The sequence below is a fragment of the Amycolatopsis sp. DSM 110486 genome (assembly GCF_019468465.1).
In the GTDB taxonomy this organism is placed as follows: domain Bacteria; phylum Actinomycetota; class Actinomycetes; order Mycobacteriales; family Pseudonocardiaceae; genus Amycolatopsis.
Genome location: NZ_CP080519.1, coordinates 9,089,489 through 9,108,684, shown reverse-complemented (window position 1 = coordinate 9,108,684; position 19,196 = coordinate 9,089,489). Strand labels below are relative to the sequence as shown.

Genomic DNA, 19,196 nt, shown 5'->3' with positions numbered 1-19,196 from the left:
ATTGTCCCTGCCGAGTCAGCGAGGAGGACCGCGTGGCTGTGGTCGTGAAGGCCGAGGCGTTTCTCGTCGATCTCGAGGTGGAGCAGGAACGCACCGACGCCGTGCAGGCGTTCCTCAAGCAGGAGACGGTGTTCGTCGAGCTGGCCACCGCCGACGGCGGCACCGGGCTCGGCTACTCCTACACGATCGGCACCGGCGGCACGGCCGTGCTCGCGCTGCTGCGCGACCATCTGCTGCCCCGGCTGATCGGCCAGGACTCGCGCCGGATCGAGGCGGTCTGGCACGACCTGTTCGCCTCGACGCGGGCCACCACCGTCGGCGCGATCACGTCGCTGGCCCTCGCCGCGGTGGACACGGCGTTGTGGGACCTGAAGTGCCGGCGCGCGGACGAGCCGCTGTGGCGGGTCGCCGGTGGGTTCGCCCCGCGCGTGCCGCTCTACGACACCGAAGGCGGCTGGCTGCACCTGAGCACCGACGAACTCGTCGCGGGCGCCCGGAAATCCGTGGCCGCGGGGTGGGGCGGGGTGAAGGTGAAGGTCGGCAAGCCCACCGCACACGAGGATCTGGAGCGGCTCACCGCCGTGCGCGAGGCCGTCGGGCCGCGGTTCGACCTGATGGTGGACGCCAACCAGTCCCTCACCGCGGCGGAGGCGATCCGGCGGGCGAGGGCGTTCGAGGCGGTGGACCTGTTCTGGCTCGAGGAGCCCCTGCCCGCCGACGACGTCGCCGGCCACGCCCGGTTGTCCGCGGCCACGCCGATCCCCGTCGCCGTCGGGGAGTCCCTGTACTCCGTGGCGCAGTTCCGCGACTACCTCCACCGTGGTGCCGCCTCGATCGTTCAGGTCGACGTCGCGCGCGTCGGCGGGATCACGCCGTGGCTCAAGGTCGCACACCTGGCGGAGGCGTTCAACGTCCAGGTGTGCCCGCACTTCCTGATGGAGCTGCACGTCAGCCTGACCGCCGCGATACCGAACGGCCGCTACGTCGAGCACATCCCGCAGCTGCGCGCCATCACGACGGCCGAGATGACGATCTCCGACGGGCACGCCGTCGCCCCGGAGACGCCGGGCCTGGGCATCCCGTGGAACCGCGACGCGATGGACGACCGCCGGGTGGCCTAACCAACGCGAGGAGACCGGCCGCGGGGACCAGCGCCAGCGCCAGTGCGGCGGAGGCGCCCCCACCGTCCGCCACTCGTCCGGCGAGGGAGGCCGCGAGGGCAGAACCGGCTGCGCTGGCGGAGTTGTTCCAGGTGAACGCCTGGGTGAGCGCTGCGGGGTGGACGGACCGTTCGGTTTCGACGTTCAGCAGGACGAGTGTGGGCGGGATCGCCGCCTCGGTGAGGGCGAGGGCGACGGCGAGCCAGAGGGCGTTGGGAGCGAGGGGAAGCAGCGCCGACGCACCGGTGAGGCAGGCGCCGGCTCTGAGGAGCTGGCGCCGGGCGGGGGTGCGGTGGCGGCGCAGTCCGTAGACCCAGCCGGACAGCAGCCCACTGACGCTGGCCACGGCGACGATCGGTGCGGCCGGGGCGCCGTGATCGAGGGCGAAGGCGCTCACCGAGACCTGGGTGGTGCCGAAGTACAGGCCGAGGGCCAGGTTCATCAGGGCGATCCGGGCGAAGGCCGGGCGGAGCAGGGTCTGTCCTGTGTGGACTTTTCGCCGGGGTTCGGGTGCCGTGCGGCGCTGGGCCGCCAGCACCGCTCCCCCGGCGAGAATCAGGCTCGCCGCGACGGCGGTGGCCAGCGCCTCGTCTCCGGCCGCTCCGAGCGAGGTGACCAAGACCGGCCCGAGGAGGAACGCGGTGGCGTTGGCCAGCGACTCCAGTGAGAAGGCGGTGGGCAGCTCTTCGGTCCGCTCTCGCAACAGGTACGCCCACCGTGCCCCGGAGAGCGCACCGAGCTGCGGCACGACCGCACCGGCACAACTCGCGGCGACGACCTCCGCCGCCACGCTGGAGGACCCCAGCACCACGGCGATCGCGCCGCCGTGCACGACGAGACAGCACGGCAGCACGCGCGTCTGCCCGAGCCGGTCGATGAGCCGGGCGACCTGCGGCCCGCACAACGCCTCGGCAAGAGCGAACCCGCCGCCGGCGAGCCCGGCCCTGCCGTACGACCCGGTGCGCGCATGCACCAGCCACACGAGGCCGAGCCCCGTCATGGCGATCCCTACGCGCCCCACCGCGGCTGCCACGAAAAACGCAGCCGCACCACGCGTACACAACAGCGACCGATAACCACCGGCGCGAGACATCGACATTCCTTCACGCCACCCGGCGGGGGCAAGCCACGATCGCCGCGCGACCCGTGGCCCTCGTCGCCGGGGGAAGGTAAGGCCCGAACCAATGCGGGCCCGGACGACTCCCGCGAACCTAGCAGCACAGGACCGGTCGCCGGCTACCGAAATCCGCTGCGGTCAGTCGGCTCCTCCTGCCGGGCCCGACGCGAAGCGCGCCGTGAGCAACCTCGCGCTCGTCGCCGGACGACCGGTCGCGCCGCCAGGCGCGAACGGTCGGGACAGCCGAACACCACGGCTGAGTCGCGGCGACATCGCTTCAGGCGAACGCCGGCCGACCCAATCAGACCCGGCCGCGCCGCTTGCGCAACCGCCGCGCCGCCGAGCGCCAACGGCCGGTGCTCGTGGACCGCGGCCTGGGCCGCGCGGCCGTCGTGCGAAGCCGATCAGTGCCCGTGCACAGCCCCGGTCAGTCCTCTTCGGACTGGTCTCCCCCGGTTGCGTAGGCGCTGTGCAGCCGGGCCCGTGAACGGTCCAGGTGCGTCCGCATCGCGGTCGCCGCGGCCGGGCCGTCGTGCGAGGCGATCGCCTCGACGATGGCGGCGTGTTCGCGCGTCGTCTCGGCGGCGATGCCCACTCGGAAGTACAGGCGGTAGCCGTGGGTGTGGGCGTGGAGGCGGGCGAGGGCGTCGGCGATGAGGGGGTTGCCCGAGGCCTCAGCGATGACGCGGTGCAGGCGCGCGTCGAGCACCGCGAAGTCGCGGTAGGCGTGGTAGTCCTCGCCCGCGGGGTGGGCGGACATGGCCGCGCAGGCGGACCGCAGGGACGACACCTCGGCCTTCGAGGCGGCGCCGGCGGCGAGGCGGGCGGCCTCGGGCTCCAAGAGGACGCGAACGTCGAAGAGGTGGTCCAGCTCGGTCTCGTCGAGGACGGGCGCGACGACGTAGCCGGCGTTGGGCCGGGTCGCGACGAGGCCGTCGGACTCGAGTTTGGTGAGGGCCTCGCGCACGGGGGTCGGCGAGACGTCGAGGCGGCGGGCGATGCCGTCGATCGACAGCCGGCTGCCGGGAGCGACGTCGAGGTCCATGAGCATCGCCTTGAGCGCCTCGTACACGCTGTCGCGCAGGATGGTGCGCGGCGGCAGGGTCAGCCTCGGGTGCTCGGGCAGGTCCACCGCAGGGTTCTTCCGTCGCGCCACCCGGAAAGCGTAGTCCCCCGCGAAGCCTCAGCGGCGCGCCAGCTGCCGGTTCACGGCGGTGTGGCAGCCGAGGCACGCGGGCACGGCCCGCACGTCGGTGCCGGACACCAGCGCGACCGTGGCACCCGGCACGGCGAGCTCGTCGCACACCGAGTGGTGGTGTCCCAGTACCGAGCACACGCACCGGCACAGCTGGACGGTCTGCCTCGTTTCCGCGGCCATCGGACCCCTCCTCCCGGAAATCCCCAGTAGGAGAGTGATAGCGCCTCCGCCGTCCGAAAGGCGCCGGCCGGTCTCAGAGGAAGGTCGCGAAGGGCACGGTTCGTGCGCGGATGTCAGTTTTCCCGGGTCGGCACGGGGGCCGACACGGGGGCCGGCACCGGCGGCAACCCAGCCCGGATCTGCCGGTAGAGCCGCGGACCCGGCGACGCGAGTGCCGGCGACGGACGCAGCTCCATCGGGCCGGTGGCCGTCAGATCGCGCAACACCAGGTAAAGGTGGCTCAACGCCAGCAGCACCGGATCCTTCGCCCGGTCCCCTGGCGCCGCCGGTGTGTACGCGAACAACGCCACGTCGGCGCTCGCCAGCGGACCGCGCACCGCCGTGGTGGGCGCGCCCACCGGCGTCGCGGCGAGCTCCTCCACCGCCGCCGCCAGCGCGGTGCACGCCGCGACCGGGCCTTCCGGGTGCGCGCTGCACGCGCCTTCCGGCCAGCGGACCGCGACGCTGAGCGCGCGGCCGTGCGTGGCCAGCGCCGCGTAGAGCGAAAGCCGGTGCCGCAGCTTCGGCGAGTCCGTGCCGCCGAGGATGGGCCGGGTCAGCGGCCGCGCGACGAGCGCGAGCTGGTACCGCCGGTGGTCCAGGGCGCGCGCGAGGGCGTCGAAATCGGGCTGGGGGTCCACGGCCTTGCCGTGCTCCAGCCGCTCGGCCGCGGCCTTGAGGATGTCGCCGAGGGCCGCCAGCAGGTTGTTCCGCGCGTTGCGCACGGTGTCCCGGGTGGACAGTGGGATCACCACCACCGCGACGACCAGCCCCGCCACGGCGCCGGCCGCTGTCTCCTCGAGTCTGAGCAGGAGCAGTCCCGCCGAGAACTCGTTGAGCACGCTGTAGAGCTGCCCGACCATGATCGTGACGAAGAAGATCATGTACGCGTACGAGATCTGGATCAGGTAGAAACCGAAGAACATCGCGCCGCAGATCGTCATCAGCACGGCGGCGGTGTTGCCCGCGGTCAGCTCGGCGAACCCGACCGACGCGAGCAGCCCCACGAGTGTGCCGAGCACGCGGTTGAAGCCCTTGATGAACGTCTCGGTGCGCGTGGCCGTGCCGGTGAACATGAAGAACGCCGCCAGCACTGCCCAGTAGTACCGCGCGTCGGACAGTTCCTTGCCGATGAGGATCGCGAGCCCGCCCGCGACCGCGCTCTGCACCGCCTGCCGCGTGATGAAGTCCAGCCGCGCCAAGGGGTTCCACTTCGACTGCCGAGCCGGCACGTCGCCCGCCGCGGCCGGCGAGCCGGGCAGGTTGCCGAACGCGAGCCCGACGGCCGGCTCGAAGTCGTCCACCGGTTCGGCCGCGATCTCCTCGGGCTTCGGCGCGGCGTCGAACACCGCCACGACCTCGAGGGCCGCCGCCGCGAAGTGCCGCGCGGGCCACCAGCCGCCCGCGGCACCGCCGGCACTCTCGGCGTGCCCTGCGAGCCGGTAGGCGACCTCGCTCGCGCCGCGGTCGTCGCGGCGGGCCAGGCGATCGGCCACCTCGGCCGCGAGCACGGTGAGGCCCGAACCGCTGCGCACCAACGAGTCCGCGGCCGTGGCGAGCTCGTCGAGCAGGTGATGCGCGTCGACCATCTGCCGCCGCAGCGAAGCCGCCGAACGCCCGCGCGGCACCGCGCCCGGCTGGGCCGACCAGCCCTCGACCATCAGCGCCGTGTCGGCCAGGCGCGCCTGCCGCCGTTGCAGCCGGCGGCGCAACCGCGCCTCCTGCTTGGGCTCGCGGTTGGCCAGCAGGTCGGCACACGCACGCGCCACGGCCCGGCCGCGCGCGTCGAACGCGCGCAGCACGCGGCGCAGCGTCTTCGTGGTGTTGGTCCGCAGCACGGTGACGAAGAGCAGCAGCAGCCACGCGCTCGCGACGACCACGGCGAGCAGCAGGCTCGGCAGCGTCGCGAACGTCGCGTGCAGGAACGCGGCGAAGAAGTAGCCCATCCAGCCCATGAAGCCGTAGAAGAAGAACGGCCCGCCGAACTTGCGGACGTACACCGACATGAACATCACCAGCACGAACACGACGAGCATCAGGGTGCCGTTGTCGCCGACGAGCACGCCGAGCGTCATACCGGTGCCGAGCGCGACCGGGAAGAACGCGGCCGTGCGCGTCTTCACCCACCGACTGCCGTCGCCGAGCGCCATCGCGCCCATCATCCCGACGACCGCGCCGAGCAGCATCGAGGTGAGCGTGCCCATGGCGTCGGCGCCGGTGAGCTTGGCCACGAGGTACTCCACCGCCAGGGCGCTGGCCATGCCGATGGTCGCCGAACCGGCCGATCTCAACCGGTTGAGACCCGGATCCGAAGCGACGACCCTGTCGCGGAACTCCCTGGCCGTGGGCAGCACAAAACCCGCCTTCCCGTGCGTTCGGAGTGATCACCGGTATGATACCGATAAATACCGGTGTCATACAGGGGTTTGGAGTTCCGAGTGATCGAACCGACTTTCGCAGCCTCGAAGCTCGCGGATCGGCTCGCCGAGACCGGCGACACACTCGACGTGCTCGAACTGGCCACGGCGGTGCTCGTGCGCAACTTCGAACTGCTGCGCCGGCGCACCGACGCGTACGCCGAACTGGACCAAGCGGAGTACCTGCTGCTGCGCACTTTGGACGAGCTGGGTTCGGCGGACGTGGGAACGCTCGCCGGGGCACTCGGTCTAGACCCGTCCACCGTTGGCAGGCAGGGTTCGGTGCTGCTCGGCAAAGGGCTCGTCGAGCGCAGTCCCTCGGCCGCCGACCGCCGGCGCAGCATCCTCACGCCTACGGAGGAGGGCCGCCACCGCATGCGGGTGACGCAGTCGCGCCGCCGCAACGCGGCCGCGGAGCTGCTCGGCGACTGGAGCGAAGAGGATCTGCGCTCGTTCGGCTCGCTGCTGAGCCGCTACAACAAGGCCGTCGCCCAGCGCTACCTGACGGCACCAGGCGACTGAGCGCCCAAAGACCGAGCGCCCTGCTCCTCCGCGGCGAGGTCCGCGTGGGTGTCACGCAAAGTGCGCTTCACGATCTTCCCGCTCGGGTTCTTCGGCAACGCGTCGGTGAAGACCACGTATTTCGGGCACTTGTAGCCGGCCAGGTGCTCGCGCGCGTGGGCGAGCACGGCCTCGGCGGTCAGCTCCACGCCCTCGCGCGGGACGACGGCCGCCGTCACCGCCTCGATCCAGCGCGGGTGCGCGACGCCGAACACGGCGACCTCGGCGACGCCGTCCAGGCGGTAGAGGGCTTCTTCCACCTCGCGGCTCGCGACGTTCTCGCCGCCGGTCTTGATCATGTCCTTCTTGCGGTCCACCACGGACAGGTAACCCTCGTCGTCGAGCACACCGAGGTCGCCGGAGTGGAACCAGCCGCCGGCGAACGCGGCGGCCGTCTTCTCCTCGTCTTCGTAGTAGCCGAGCGTCGCGTGCGGGCTGCGGTGCACGATCTCGCCGATCTCCCCCGGCGGCAGCGCGCGGCCGTCCTCGTCGACGATGCGCGTCTCGACGTTGAGCGAAGCCCGGCCCGCCGAACCGGCCTTCGGCAGCTGCTCGTGCGGACGCAGGATCGTGGCCAGCGGCGCCATCTCGGTCTGGCCGTAGAAGTTCCAGAGCTCGACGTCGGGCAGCCGCCGGGCCAGCTCGCGCAGGACCTCGACCGGCATCGCCGAAGCGCCGTAGTAGCCCTTGCGCAGGCTGGAGAGATCGGTGGTGTCGAACGCCGGGTGGCGCAGCAGCGAGATCCACACCGTCGGCGGCGCGAACAGCTTCGTGGCGCGCTCGCGCTCGACGGCCGCCAGCAGCGCGGCCGGGTCCGGGCCGGGCAGGATCACGCTGGTGGCGCCGAGGTAGACGTCCACGGAGAAGAAGCAGTCGAGCTGCGCGCAGTGGTAGAGCGGCAGGGAGTGGACCTCGACGTCGTCCGCGCTCATGCCGCCGTCGATCACGCACGACACGTACTGCGCGATCAGCGAACGGCTCGAGAGCAGCACGCCCTTCGGCCGCGACTCGGTCCCGGAGGTGTACATCAGCCGCAGCGGGTCGTCGTCGGCGACAGCCACGCCGGGGTCGGTCTCGTCGCCCGGGCCGTCGATCCAGGCGTCGACATCTTCCCAGTCCTCGGCGGTGCCGCCGATGCGGCCGCGCACCCCGTCGCCGAGCCCGGCGCGCTCCAGCGCCGCGGCCCCGGTGGCCAGCAGCGAGTCTTCCGCGACCAGCCCGGACGCCCCGGCGTGGCCGAGGATGTAGGCGATCTCGGCGGCGCCGAGCATGAAGTTGACGGGCACGAGCACCACGCCGAGCCGGGCCGTCGCGAACGCCAGCACCACGTACTGCAGGCAGTTGTGGCTCAGCAGCGCGAGCCGGTCGCCTTTGACGAGACCACGCTCGGCGAGGCGGTGGGCGCAGCGGTTCACGGCCGCGTCGAACTCCGCGAAGCTCAGCCGCCGCTCGCCGTCGGCCACGGCGAGCTTGTCCGGGTACCGCGCGGCCGTGCGCCGGAGGAGGTCACCGACGGAGTGCTGACGCGCGTGCTGGATCGCTTCGCCGGTTTCGGCGCTGAACGGGCTCGGCATAGCCCGGAGTTTCATCCACCGCCGCGCGGGGCGCAACCCTGGCGCGCGGCCGCGACCTGCCAGGCCGAGCGGCACCCGCGTGCCACCGGTTAAGCTCCCCCGGCGCACCTCGGGGGACGAAGAAGTGGACGAGACGGAAGCACCGACGCTCGACCGGCCGGACATCACCGGCCGGCTGCCCCGCTACCGGCTGCTGCGCCAGCTCGCCAAAACGAACATGAGCGAGGTCTTCGAGGCCTACGACCTCGTGGCGCAGCGGCCCGTCGCGCTCAAGGTCGTCGGGCCGGAGTTCATGGCCGAGCCGGGGTTCCGCCGGCGCTTCGAGCGTGAGACGAGCATCGCGCTGGCCCTGGACCACCCGCACATCGTCGCGTCCTACGACGCCGGGTTCTCCGCCGACGGGCACCTCGGGTACCTCGCGATGCAGTTCGTGCTCGGCACGAACCTCGCGCGGCTGATCCACCGCCGCGGCGCGCTGTCGTTCGAGCAGACGGTGGCGATCGGGCGCGGCGTCGGCGCGGCGCTGGACGCCGCCCATGCCCGCAACCTGGTGCACCGCGACGTGAAGCCGGGCAACATCCTGCTCGAAGACGCGACCGGTGGCGTGTACCTGTGCGACTTCGGCATCGCACGCAACCTCGACTTGACGCGGCTCACCGCGACCGGCGGGTTCCTCGGCACGATGAACTACGCGGCCCCGGAGCAACGCGAGGGCCGGCCGGTCGGGGCGGCTGCCGACGTGTACGCGCTGGCGTGTGTGCTCTACGAATGCCTCTCCGGCAGCCCGCCGCACCACCACGCCGACTTCGCGCACCCCGGCGTCGCCGCGCTGCGGCGGGCCCTCGACCGCGATCCGGCCAAGCGGCACCGCACGTGCGCGGAGCTCGTCGACGACCTCGTGGCCACCACCGAGGCGGCCGAACGGGCCAGGCGCCGCAAGCGCCGGTGGCGGGTGGTGGGCGTCCCGGCCGCCGCGCTCGTGGTGGTGGCGTCGCTCGTACTGTGGTTCACCACCGGCGGTTCGCCGGGCACCGCGGACTCGACGCTGGCCCGCGTACCCACCGCCCTGCGCGACGGCTGCGCCGCGGCGAACCAGCCCGCGGCGGGCGCGACCGCCACCCTGACGTGCCACGACGCGTCCGGGCAGGCGGCAACCACGGCGCTCTACGCCACCCCGCAGCAGGTCACGGCCGCGTACGCCGACGCCGTCACACGTGCGGGCGTCGACGCGAACCAAGGCGACTGCGCCGCCGCGACGGGCGGCGAACACCGTTACCCCGCGACCGGACCCGCGCGCGGCCGCGTGCTGTGCCAGGACCGCGACGGCACGGCCACCGTGGTCTGGACCGACGAAAAGGCCCGCACCGTCAACCGGGCCGAAGCACCCGACGACGCCGCGCTGCGCAAGGCGTGGGCCGGCTGGACGGGCTGGGCGCCGGCCGCGTTCCCCACCCCGGACGAAAAGGCCGTGCTCGACGTCGCCGCCGGCACCGCGTGCCGGCGCGCGGCACCCGCGGACCTCGACCCGTATCCCGGTGCCGTCGCGGGGATCACCTGCACACCGCAGGGCACGGGCGCGCGTCAGGTTTCGTACTTCCGGTTCGCCGACGTCGCGGCGCTGCGCTCGTCGTTCACCGGTCTCGTCGGCGCGGCCAAGGCGCCCAGCGGGAGCGGGTGCCCGGGCGGCGCTTTCCTCGGCACGACGCGGTTCGACTGGCTCAGCGTGGACCTCGGGCAGGTGCTGTGCCACCCGGGTCCCGAGGGCACGGTCGCGATGGACTGGAGCCTCGAGGCGTTCTCGATGATCGGCCATGTCACGGGTTCCTCGCCCGACGTCGTCGGCGGGTGGTGGTCGCAGTGGCACCTCGCGCCGCTGAGCCGGATCGTGAGCGAGGTGAATTCCCACACCACGCCGGCGTTCCCGACCGACGCCGAGCGCTCCCTGCTGCAGCACGTGCCGCAGCAGTCGCGGCTCAACTGCGTGCGCCCGTCCGCGGACCAGAAGTGGCAGGACCTCGGTGCGGTGAACACGGTCGCCGCGGTCGCGTGTGGACGGACGAGCGGCGCCGGGCTGGTGGTCTACTACCAGCTGCCCGACGCCGCGACGATGCGGCAGGTCTTCAACAGCACCGGCGACAGCGACGCCGCTTGCACGAGCCTGCCGAAGGACTTCTCGGGCGACCGGCCGTACTCCCGCGGCGGGCGCACGGGCCGGCTCTCCTGCGCGACCGAGGATCCCGGCGGCGAGCGCGTGCTCAAGTGGACGGACGACGCGACAACCATCGAGACGATCGCCCACCGCGGCAACGATCCGTTCGCGCTGATCGACTGGTGGACCCACGACGCCGGACCGGTGTGAGCGCGGTTCCTCAGCCCTGCACGGTCCCGCCGACGGACGCGCTGCCACTGATGTGCGAGCCGGGCGAACCCGCGCTGCCCGCACCCGTGTGGATGCTCTCCTTGCCGTCGACGATCGAGAACATGTCCACGGTGCCCTTGGTGCCGCCCGCGTAGGAGATCTCGAGCGTCCACTGGTGCGGTTTGCCGTCGGCCGGAACGGTGAGCGACTGACGCCACGGCAGGGACACCGCGCCGGCCTGCTTCGTCTCGCCGTCGAGCGTGTACTCGATCTGCGTCAGCTTGCCCTCGCCCGTCGCGTTGAGCACGAGGGTGTGCGGCTCGCGGTCGGGCACCGACGTCGAGGGCGGAGCGACCGAAGAGGACGAGGCGGGCGCGGACGCCGACGGCGCCGGTGCCGCGGGGGCGGCGTCGCTCCCGCACGCGCAGAGAGCGGCGAGCAGAGCCGCGGCGGCCACGGGGGCGGCGGCCGCCCGGGCAGTGGTGCGAAGATCCATGCGCGCACCGTACCGGCCTGCGACGGGACCGGTCCCCGATTCGAGAGGACCCGAGGTGACCTCCTTTCCCGCTGACAACCCCGCGTCCGAGACACCAGGCGCCGTCGTGGTCCGCGGCCTGGCGGGCACGGCCGTCGTGCTGCCCGCCGAGTACGCGCGGCTGCCGTTCGGGCGCCAACCCGGGCCGGACGGTGTCAAGGTCGGCGAGGACGACCCGCGCGTGAGCCGGGAGCACGGCGCGCTGACGTACCGGCGGGGCTGGTGGCTGCTGAGCAACTCCGGCCACACGCCGATCGAGTTCTCCCCCACGCGGCTGCTGCACTCCGACGACGAGCCCGAGCCGCTGCCGGCGGGCTTCACCACGCTGCTCGTGGTCGGCGCCGGCGGGCGCAAGCACCCGCTCGAGGTCCGCGTCAACGCGCCCGACCACAACCGGCCGATGCCCGTCACCGGTCCGACGCTGCCCGGCCGGCAGTGGGACCTCACCGCCGCCCAGCGGCTCGTGCTCACGGTGCTCGGCCAGCAGTACCTGCGCCGGGAGGTCCAGCCGCAGCCCATGAGCCGTGGCCACGTCGCCGAGATCATGGGCGCGCTCGAGCCGGGCGGCGAGTGGGACGTGCGGAAGGTCGACCGCGTGATCGCGGCCGTGCGCGAGCGACTCTCGGGTCAGGGCGTGCGCGGGCTCAAGCGCACGGAGGTGCCGGAGCCGATCGGGAACTCGCTCAACCACAACCTGCTGACGGAGCTGGCGATCACCACGAACTCGCTGACCCGCGCCGACCTGGACGTCCTGGACCGGCTCGACTGAGGCAGCACAACCAGGGCTTCCGGCTAGGAGTCCTTGGCGAAGACCCGCACCGCGACCGCCGTCGCCACGCCGACCACCGCGAGCACGATCCCGGCGATCAGCAGCCCGGACGCCGCCAGCGCCACGGCCGCCGCCGCGAACAACGCGAACTCCAGGATGAACCGCGTCGGCTCCGGCGCCCGCCGCGGCGCCTTGGGGGCCACGACGAGCGCCCAGATCGCCCCGGCCAGCACCGGCCACAGCACCCCGCCGACGACGTCCAGCAGCACACCCCCACCCAGCCGCGCCCCGGCGACCGCCAGGCCCGCCAGCAGGGCCAGCTCCGTGCAGAACCGCACGATGAGCACGAACCCGGGCAACCCCCGCAAAGCCGGACGAGTGGTGGTCATGCCCGGCAGCGTAGCGACCGGCCCCGGTCACCCGGCCGAGCTCCCCCGCCGATCACCCGGCCGGCTTGGTCTCCAGCCACGCCACTACGCGCGCCCACGACGGGTCCGCCGGGTCGATCACCTCGAAGTGGCCCGCGCCCGCGACGTCGATCGTCTCCTCCGCGTACGGGCTGCGCGCCGGGGCCGCCGGGATGATCTCGTCCGCGTCGCCGTGCACGACCAGCAGGGGGACGCCGGTGTCGGCCGGGGTGGCGAGGGCGTAGCGGTCCGGGACGGTGGCCGGGGTGCCGCCGAGGAGGGCGGGGACCAGACCGTTGCCGGCGAGGGCGGCGATGGCCGGAACGTACGCGGGGTCCGCTTCGACGGGGGCACCGGCCGGGGCCGGCAGATCAGGATCGGCCAGTTCGCGGCCGAGGCGGGCGTCGGCCGCCCCGCGCAGGTCCAGGACACCGGCGAGTGACACGACGGCGACGGGCGTGACCCTGGGGTCCGCGCCCGGTGCGCCGGCGGGCAGAGCCGAACGGCCGGCGGCCCAGGCCGAGAGCTGGCCGCCGGCGGAGTGGCCGACGAGGACGACACGCGAGACGTCGAGCGCGGGGTCGAGGGTGGCGACGGCGTCCACCGCCGCGGCGAAGTCGGTGAACGTGCCCGGCCAGCCGCCGCCGGATTCGCCCAGGCGGCGGTACTCGACGTTCCACACCGCGTACCCGCGCGCTACGAGGTCGTCGGCGAGACGGGTCATCTGGCGGCGGTCGTACAGTGCCGTCCAGAACCCGCCGTGGGCGAGCACCACCACCGGGAACGGCCCGGCTCCCTCAGGCAGGTACAGCTCCCCCACCTGCGACGGCGAAGGCCCATAGGCAATGGTCCGGACCCTCGCGCCCGCCGGGTCGTCGTAGCGCACGCCCCGCTCGGAGCTCACCAAAGTGTCGAGCGTCGCGAAGAACTCGGCGATCTCCGGCTGGTTCGCACCCTTCGCGCGCGAGGCGTCCCAGGCCGTGTCGTCGGTCCACTCGACGAAGTCCAGCCAGGTGTCCTCAGACACCCGCACCAGGCGCGCCGACACGAATCCGCGCCGGTCCCGGTGGAAGGCCTCCACCATGCCGGGGCGGGCGTCCAGCATCGCCCGCGTCCGGTCGGGACGGACCGTGAAGGTCGTCAGCTCGATCACCGACATCGTCAGCTCCTCGATTCGAATTAGTCACTAACGATGACTAACTCGAACCCTAGTCAGCGCATTCCTGGAGGGCAACCCACGCCGCGGATCACAGGGGCGCGCCACACCGTCCACTGTGGTCCCGCACACGACGGCACCGCGGACCACTACGATGCAGGCGAGCCGACAGGAGAGTGATCCGATGCCCGACGACGCCACCCCCGCCGACGGCGGCGATTCGCTCACAGAGCGGATCACCGGCCGCCTCGCCGGGATGTCGCGGGCCGAGCGCGCCGTCGCCGAGTACCTGCGCCACCACGCACGCGAGGCGATCTTCGCCACCGCCGAGCAGATCGGCTCGGCCACGGGCACGAGCGACGCCACCGTGGTCCGCACCGCCAAGACGCTCGGCTACAGCGGCCTGGCCGACATGCGCCAGCACCTCGCCCGGCAGGTGGTCACCGAGACCAGCCCGTCGATCGAGCTGCGCCACCGCCAGATCGGCGAGCCCACCGGCGAGCCCACGACCGTGCTCGCGCGCGTGTTCACCGAGGCGACCGAGCGGCTGGCCGAGACCTGGCGCCTCATTTCGGAGGAGGACTTCGAGAAGGCCGTGGACCTGCTGGCCGGCGCGCGCGAGGTGCTGGCCTTCGGCATCGGCCCGTCGAGTTTCCTTGCCGGGTACGTCGCGTTGCGCCTGGGCCGGATGGGCCGGCGCGCCCGCGCCAGCGGCGCGACCGGCTTCCGCCTCGCCGACGACCTGCTCGGCCTCGGCGAGGGCGACGTCGTGGTGCTGTTCCTGCCGAGCCGGCTGCTCGGCGACATCGAGGTGCTCCTCGATCGCACGCGCGAGGTCGGCGCCCACACGCTGCTGATCACCGACTCGCTCGCGCCCGTCTTCGGCGACCGCGTGGCCGTGGCCCTGCAGGCCACGCACTCCCCCAGCAACTTCACCGGCGAGATGCTCAGCGCCGAGGTGCTGGCGGACGCGCTGCTGCTCGGGCTGGCCTCGCGCGACGAGGACCACGCCAACCAGACCTCGGAGCTGCTCACCACGTTGCGCTCGCGGCTGATCCAGGGCGACAGCCGCGACTACGTGCCGCGGCGCAAGTCGGGCCACCCCCGCAAGGGCTGACCGCGCGCCCGGATTGTCCGGGGTTCACGGCCGCCGCGAACGCATTTGTACGGCGCGTGTATCGGCTCGGGCGAACCTGGTTCCCACACCCACTGGGGATCAGGAGGACCGAGGATGAGAATCGCGAAACGCACGCTGGGTTTGGTCGCGTTCGCCGCGGCGCTGACGCTGTCGGGCATCGCGCCGGCGCTGGCCGCCGACGCCAACGGCACCGTGCACACCGACTCCGGCGCGCCGCTCACCGTACGTTCGGCGCCCGGCACCGGCGCGAGCTCCGTCGGCACCATCGCCGACGGCACCGCCGTGGTCATCGACTGCCAGACCACCGGCGACACGGTGACCGGCAAGTACGGCACCAGCAACATCTGGGACCACGTCGCCGCAAAGGGCGGCTACATCACCGACACCTACGTCTACACCGGTTCCGACGGCCGCATCGCCCCGGACTGCACCGGCGTCCCGACGCCGCCGCAGAGCACCTGCTCCACCACCGGGCTCGGTGACGCGAAGACCTGCGCGCAGGCCGTGGCCTACGCCAAGACCCGCGTGCACACCAACAACGTCGCCTCCTACGACGGCTGGTGCGACCGCATCAACGCCCAGAACTACGGGTTCTCCGCCAGCGGTTCCGAGACCGCGTACGTGCACTGGACCCAGATCCCCGCGCAGTACAAGCACGCCGGCGACCAGAACGTGCCGGCCGGCGGGCTCGCCTTCTTCTCCAACGGCGGCGCGGGCCACACCATGATCTCGATCGGCGGCGGCCAGTTCCTGTCGAACGACATCCACGGCGCGGGCAGCTACACCCAGACCACGATCTCGGAGATCAAGAGCTCGTGGGGCCAGACCTACCTCGGCTGGTCGCAGCCGTGGTTCAAGGTCAACCACTGACCGGTCCGGTACTCGACGATCCAGGGCTGACCAAGCCGGCACCGCTCGGTCAACCGCCGAACGATCGACCCTGACCCGCTCGGGGAGCGCACCACGGCCCCGCCCGGCACCCGCCGGGCGGGGCCTTTTCGTGTGTCAACGCCTTGAGCAGCACTCGTTTTCGCGGTGTCCCGGCCAGCGGGAGTCGCCCACCCGGACCTCGATCGCGGGCTTCCGTACGCTCGCGGGGCCGATGTCCGCTCTCGGCTCTGTCCGAGCCTCGCCGATTTCGCGCCGTCCGCCCTTCAGGCGGACCAGCCCGTACCACTGGACCGGGTCGCGCCCCGTCTCGCGGACAGCTTCTGTCCGCATCCCGCGGTCCGGCGAGGTCTTCACGAACAACCGCCACGGCGAGACAAACCCTGCCCGGTAAAGGTTTTCCGGTGCGCCACCTGCGCTTTTGCGCCGCATGCTGGTAACCGGCCGGACACGCAGCGTCAAACTCCCCGTCGCGTTTACAACGTCTTGGCAACCGGCTTGACACCAGCTGTGGTCCGGACCACTCTGCTCAACATTGGTCTACACCATTTGTCACTCGACCGGCCTGGGGGCCGGACACCGAAAGGACAGACAAGTGAAGCGCTGGCTCAAACTGGCGGCGGGTGCCGCCGCCCTCACCCTCGCGACAGCCGGGTGTGCCGGTTCGGGCGGCGGTGACACCGCGTCCGGCTCGGGTGGTTCGGACGGTGGCACGCTCACGGTCTGGCTCATGGACGGCTCCGCGCCGGACAGCCTCACGGGTGCCCTCAACAAGGAGTTCGAGGCTGCCCACGCCGGGGTCAAGGTCAACTACCAGATCCAGCCGTGGAACGGCATCCAGCAGAAGCTGACCACCGCGCTCGCGAGTGACACCCCGCCCGACGTGATCGAGGTCGGCAACACCCAGACCCCGGCGTTCGCCTCCGACGAGGTGCTCACCGACCTCTCCGCCGACGTCAACAGCTTCAACGGCGCGCAGTGGCTGACCGGGCTCAAGGCCTCGGGCGAGTTCGAGGGCAAGACCTACGGCGTGCCGTTCTACGCCGCCAACCGCGAGGTCCTCTACCGCAAGGACATGTTCGAGCAGGCCGGTATCACCGCACCGCCGACCTCGAACGCGGAGTGGCTCGACGACATCGCCAAGCTGAAGGCGAAGTTCGGCAGCGACAAGGACTTCCAGCCCCTCTACCTGCCAGGTCAGTACTGGTACACCCTGCTGTCGTTCATCTGGGACAACGGCGGCGACGTCGCCCAGGCCGACGGCAAGGGCTTCAAGTCGACGCTCGACTCGGCCGGCGCGAAGGCGGGTCTCGAGTTCTACAAGCAGCTCGTGGACGCCTCCGGCACCACCGCGCCGAAGGACAACGACGAGGCCACGCCGCAGCAGGCCGGCATCTACGGCGGCGGCAAGGTCGCGATGTTCATCGGCACGCCGGGCGAGGTCGCCACGGCCGCGAAGACCGACCCGAGCATCACCGACAAGACCGGCGCGTTCCCGATCCCGAGCAAGACCGCAGGCCAGACGGCCCCGGTGTTCCTCGGCGGCTCGAACCTGGTGATCCCGCTCAACAGCAAGCACGCGGACCTCGCCAAGGAGTACCTGAAGCTGCTCACCAGCACCAAGTACATGAGCCAGATGGCCGCCGCCGGCTACGTGCCGGGCACCTCGACCGACACCAGCGCCCTGGACAAGGACCCGCTCGGCGGCGTGATGGCGAAGGCCTCGAAGAACGGCCGCGCGGTGCCCACCAGCCCGAAGTGGGGCGAGGTCGAGTCGGGCCAGAACCCGCTGAAGGACATGCTGACGGCGTACCTGACCGGGAAGAAGTCGATCGACCAGGCCACGGCTGACGCCAACGCCGCCCTCGACAAGATCATCGGCGGATGACCGCCACCAAAGACGTGCCGATGCCGGCGGGGGCCACCCCGCCGGCATCGGCGCGCGTCACTCCCGCGAAACCGCGGCGCCGGGGTGGGTTCGGCGAGCGGGCCACGCCCTACCTGCTGCTCCTGCCCGCCCTCGTCGCCGTCCTGGTGCTACTCGGCTGGCCCACGATCCAGATGCTCGGCATCAGCCTGCGCAAGCTCGACCTGCACGAGCTGGTGACCGGCAAGGCCGTGTGGGTCGGGTTCGACAACTACACCGAGGAGCTGACGGACCCGGATTTCTGGGCGGTCGCCGTCCGGACCATCGTGTTCACCGCCCTGCTGGTGGCCGCCACGCTGCTGGTCGCGCTGGTCATCGCGGTGCTCATGCGCCACCTCAACCCGGTGGTCCGGATCCTCCTGCAGATCTCGCTCGTGCTCGCCTGGGCCGTGCCGGTGATCGCGACGACCACGGTGTTCCAGTGGATCTTCGACCAGCAGTACGGGATCCTGAACAAGACGCTGGACCGGCTGGGGTTCCACTCGTTCATCGGCTACTCGTGGTTCTCCACCGGCGCGAGCACGATGACGGTCGTCGGGCTGCTGGTGCTGTGGCAGGCCGCGCCGTTCGTGGCGTTCACGCTCTACGCGGGCCTGATCGGCGTGCCACGCGAGCAGTACGAGGCCGCCGGCATCGACGGTGCCGGGCCGTGGCAGACGTTCCGCGCGGTCAGCTGGCCCGCGATCCGCCCGATCCTGACGATGGTCACGTTCCTGTCGGTGCTGTGGGACTTCAACATGTTCGGCCAGATCTGGGCCATCCGCCAGGGCGGGCCCGACGGCGCGAGCACGACGCTCGCGATCCTGCAGTACCTCAAAGGCATCGCGGGCAGCCACTTCGGCTCGGCCGCGGCCATCGCCACGATCATGCTGGTGATCCTGCTGCTGGTCACCGCGCGCTACGTGCAGTTGCTGGTGCGCTCGAAGGACGGTGAACTCGCGTGAAGAAGTCCCTGACCCAGCGGATCACGCTCTCGGTGGTCGGCGTGCTCATCGCGCTGGTGTTCTTCTTCCCGACGTACTGGATGTTCACCACGTCGCTGAAGACGCCCGGCGAGGTGCTCGCGCCGAAGTACGACCTGCTCCCCTCCTCGGCAACGCTCGAGAACTTCGTCTCCGCGCTCACCAAGCCGGGGTTCGTGACGTACCTGACCAACAGCCTCATCGTCACCCTCGGCGCCGTGATCGCGGCCCTCGTGGTCGGGGTGCTGGCGGCGATCCCGCTCGCGCGGTTCCGCTTCCGCGGGCGCAAGGGGTTCCTGCTGCTGATCCTGGTCGCGCAGCTGGCACCGCTCTCGGCGCTGTTCATCCCCATGTACCTGCTGATGCGTGACATCGGGCTGCTCGACACGCTGCCTTCGCTGCTGCTGGTGTACTTCGCGACGTCGCTGCCCTTCACCGTCTGGATGCTCTACGGCTTCATCAACGGCATCCCGTACGACCTCGAAGAGTCGGCCATGATCGACGGCTGCAGCCGCGCGGGCGCGTTCCGCCGCGTGACGCTGCCCCTGCTCGGGCCGGGGCTGGTGACCACCTCGGTGTTCAGCTTCATCACCGCGTGGAACGAGTTCCTGTTCGCGCTGGTGTTCATCCACGACCCGAACAAGCAGACGCTGCCGGTGTGGCTCTCGTCGTTCAGGACCGCGTTCTCGGTCGACTGGGGTGCGATCATGGCGGCTTCGGCGGTGTACGCGGTGCCGGCGCTGATCTTCTTCCTGATCGTGCAGCGCAAGCTGGTGTCCGGCCTGACCGCCGGCGCGGTGAAGGGGTGA

Annotated in this window: 17 protein-coding genes; 9 read left to right on the top strand and 8 right to left on the bottom strand. The window is 71.8% G+C overall.

Features of this window, described 5'->3' with window-relative positions; translation table 11 throughout:
- The first annotated feature begins 32 nt into the window (after nucleotides 1-32).
- Nucleotides 33-1,121 carry a mandelate racemase/muconate lactonizing enzyme family protein gene (locus tag K1T34_RS44025; protein WP_220240559.1) on the top strand — a complete coding sequence of 363 codons (1,089 nt, stop codon included), beginning with the start codon at nucleotides 33-35 and terminating at the stop codon, nucleotides 1,119-1,121.
- Here the strand turns inward: K1T34_RS44025 and K1T34_RS44020 are convergent.
- From K1T34_RS44020 to K1T34_RS44005, 4 genes are all read right to left on the bottom strand, one after another.
- Nucleotides 1,012-2,253 (bottom strand): MFS transporter, encoded by a 1,242-nt coding sequence (locus K1T34_RS44020; protein WP_220240558.1) that lies wholly within the window; start codon nucleotides 2,251-2,253, stop codon nucleotides 1,012-1,014. The genes K1T34_RS44025 and K1T34_RS44020 overlap by 110 nt on opposite strands.
- A gap of 451 nt (nucleotides 2,254-2,704) precedes the next feature.
- Nucleotides 2,705-3,433: a GntR family transcriptional regulator gene (locus K1T34_RS44015; RefSeq protein ID WP_220240557.1), complete on the bottom strand. Its 729-nt coding sequence runs from the start codon at nucleotides 3,431-3,433 to the stop codon at nucleotides 2,705-2,707.
- Nucleotides 3,434-3,460: 27 nt separating this feature from the next.
- The gene (locus K1T34_RS44010) at nucleotides 3,461-3,655 is read right to left on the bottom strand and encodes a hypothetical protein (protein ID WP_220240556.1); all 195 of its coding nucleotides are present in this window, start codon (nucleotides 3,653-3,655) and stop codon (nucleotides 3,461-3,463) included.
- A gap of 113 nt (nucleotides 3,656-3,768) precedes the next feature.
- Nucleotides 3,769-5,955 (bottom strand): FUSC family protein, encoded by a 2,187-nt coding sequence (locus tag K1T34_RS44005; protein WP_220240555.1) that lies wholly within the window; start codon nucleotides 5,953-5,955, stop codon nucleotides 3,769-3,771.
- A 177-nt stretch (nucleotides 5,956-6,132) separates the two neighbouring features.
- Here K1T34_RS44005 and K1T34_RS44000 point away from each other — a divergent pair, with 177 nt between their 5' ends.
- Entirely contained in the window at nucleotides 6,133-6,633 is a 501-nt protein-coding gene (locus K1T34_RS44000) for a MarR family winged helix-turn-helix transcriptional regulator (protein WP_255638011.1), read from the top strand.
- On the opposite strand, the gene K1T34_RS43995 is transcribed toward K1T34_RS44000, so the two are convergent.
- Complete coding sequence (locus K1T34_RS43995; RefSeq protein WP_220240554.1) at nucleotides 6,609-8,246, bottom strand: acyl-CoA synthetase; 1,638 nt, start codon at nucleotides 8,244-8,246, stop codon at nucleotides 6,609-6,611. The two genes, K1T34_RS44000 and K1T34_RS43995, sit on opposite strands and share 25 nt — an antisense overlap.
- Nucleotides 8,247-8,370: 124 nt before the next feature.
- Here K1T34_RS43995 and K1T34_RS43990 point away from each other — a divergent pair, with 124 nt between their 5' ends.
- Nucleotides 8,371-10,605 carry a serine/threonine-protein kinase gene (locus tag K1T34_RS43990; RefSeq protein WP_220240553.1) on the top strand — a complete coding sequence of 745 codons (2,235 nt, stop codon included), beginning with the start codon at nucleotides 8,371-8,373 and terminating at the stop codon, nucleotides 10,603-10,605.
- Nucleotides 10,606-10,615: 10 nt separating this feature from the next.
- Here K1T34_RS43990 and K1T34_RS43985 read toward each other — a convergent pair whose 3' ends face one another.
- On the bottom strand, nucleotides 10,616-11,101 hold the full coding sequence (locus K1T34_RS43985; protein ID WP_220240552.1) for a hypothetical protein: 486 nt from the start codon (nucleotides 11,099-11,101) through the stop codon (nucleotides 10,616-10,618).
- 55 nt (nucleotides 11,102-11,156) lie between these two features.
- On the opposite strand from K1T34_RS43985, the gene K1T34_RS43980 reads away from it, so the two are divergent.
- Nucleotides 11,157-11,909 (top strand): FHA domain-containing protein, encoded by a 753-nt coding sequence (locus tag K1T34_RS43980; protein WP_220240551.1) that lies wholly within the window; start codon nucleotides 11,157-11,159, stop codon nucleotides 11,907-11,909.
- A 23-nt stretch (nucleotides 11,910-11,932) separates the two neighbouring features.
- Here the strand turns inward: K1T34_RS43980 and K1T34_RS43975 are convergent, their stop codons facing one another.
- Both K1T34_RS43975 and K1T34_RS43970 read right to left on the bottom strand, forming a co-directional pair.
- Nucleotides 11,933-12,298, bottom strand: a complete 366-nt coding sequence (locus tag K1T34_RS43975) for a YrdB family protein (protein ID WP_220240550.1) — start codon at nucleotides 12,296-12,298, stop codon at nucleotides 11,933-11,935.
- Between the two features lie 52 nt (nucleotides 12,299-12,350).
- Nucleotides 12,351-13,475: an alpha/beta fold hydrolase gene (locus tag K1T34_RS43970; protein WP_255638010.1), complete on the bottom strand. Its 1,125-nt coding sequence runs from the start codon at nucleotides 13,473-13,475 to the stop codon at nucleotides 12,351-12,353.
- A gap of 181 nt (nucleotides 13,476-13,656) precedes the next feature.
- Here K1T34_RS43970 and K1T34_RS43960 point away from each other — a divergent pair, with 181 nt between their 5' ends.
- The 5 genes from K1T34_RS43960 to K1T34_RS43940 all read left to right on the top strand — a co-directional run bounded on the left by K1T34_RS43960 (nucleotide 13,657) and on the right by K1T34_RS43940 (nucleotide 19,196).
- A complete protein-coding gene (locus K1T34_RS43960) occupies nucleotides 13,657-14,589 on the top strand; it encodes a MurR/RpiR family transcriptional regulator (protein ID WP_220240549.1) in 933 nt (310 codons plus the stop codon).
- A gap of 114 nt (nucleotides 14,590-14,703) precedes the next feature.
- Entirely contained in the window at nucleotides 14,704-15,480 is a 777-nt protein-coding gene (locus K1T34_RS43955; RefSeq protein ID WP_220240548.1) for a hypothetical protein, read from the top strand.
- 613 nt (nucleotides 15,481-16,093) lie between these two features.
- Nucleotides 16,094-17,386, top strand: coding sequence for a sugar ABC transporter substrate-binding protein (locus tag K1T34_RS43950; protein ID WP_220240547.1), 1,293 nt, complete (start codon nucleotides 16,094-16,096; stop codon nucleotides 17,384-17,386).
- Nucleotides 17,383-18,369 carry a carbohydrate ABC transporter permease gene (locus K1T34_RS43945; RefSeq protein WP_220240546.1) on the top strand — a complete coding sequence of 329 codons (987 nt, stop codon included), beginning with the start codon at nucleotides 17,383-17,385 and terminating at the stop codon, nucleotides 18,367-18,369. Before K1T34_RS43950 ends, K1T34_RS43945 begins: the two co-directional genes overlap by 4 nt.
- Entirely contained in the window at nucleotides 18,366-19,196 is an 831-nt protein-coding gene (locus K1T34_RS43940; protein WP_220240545.1) for a carbohydrate ABC transporter permease, read from the top strand. The genes K1T34_RS43945 and K1T34_RS43940 overlap by 4 nt, the downstream gene beginning before the upstream one ends.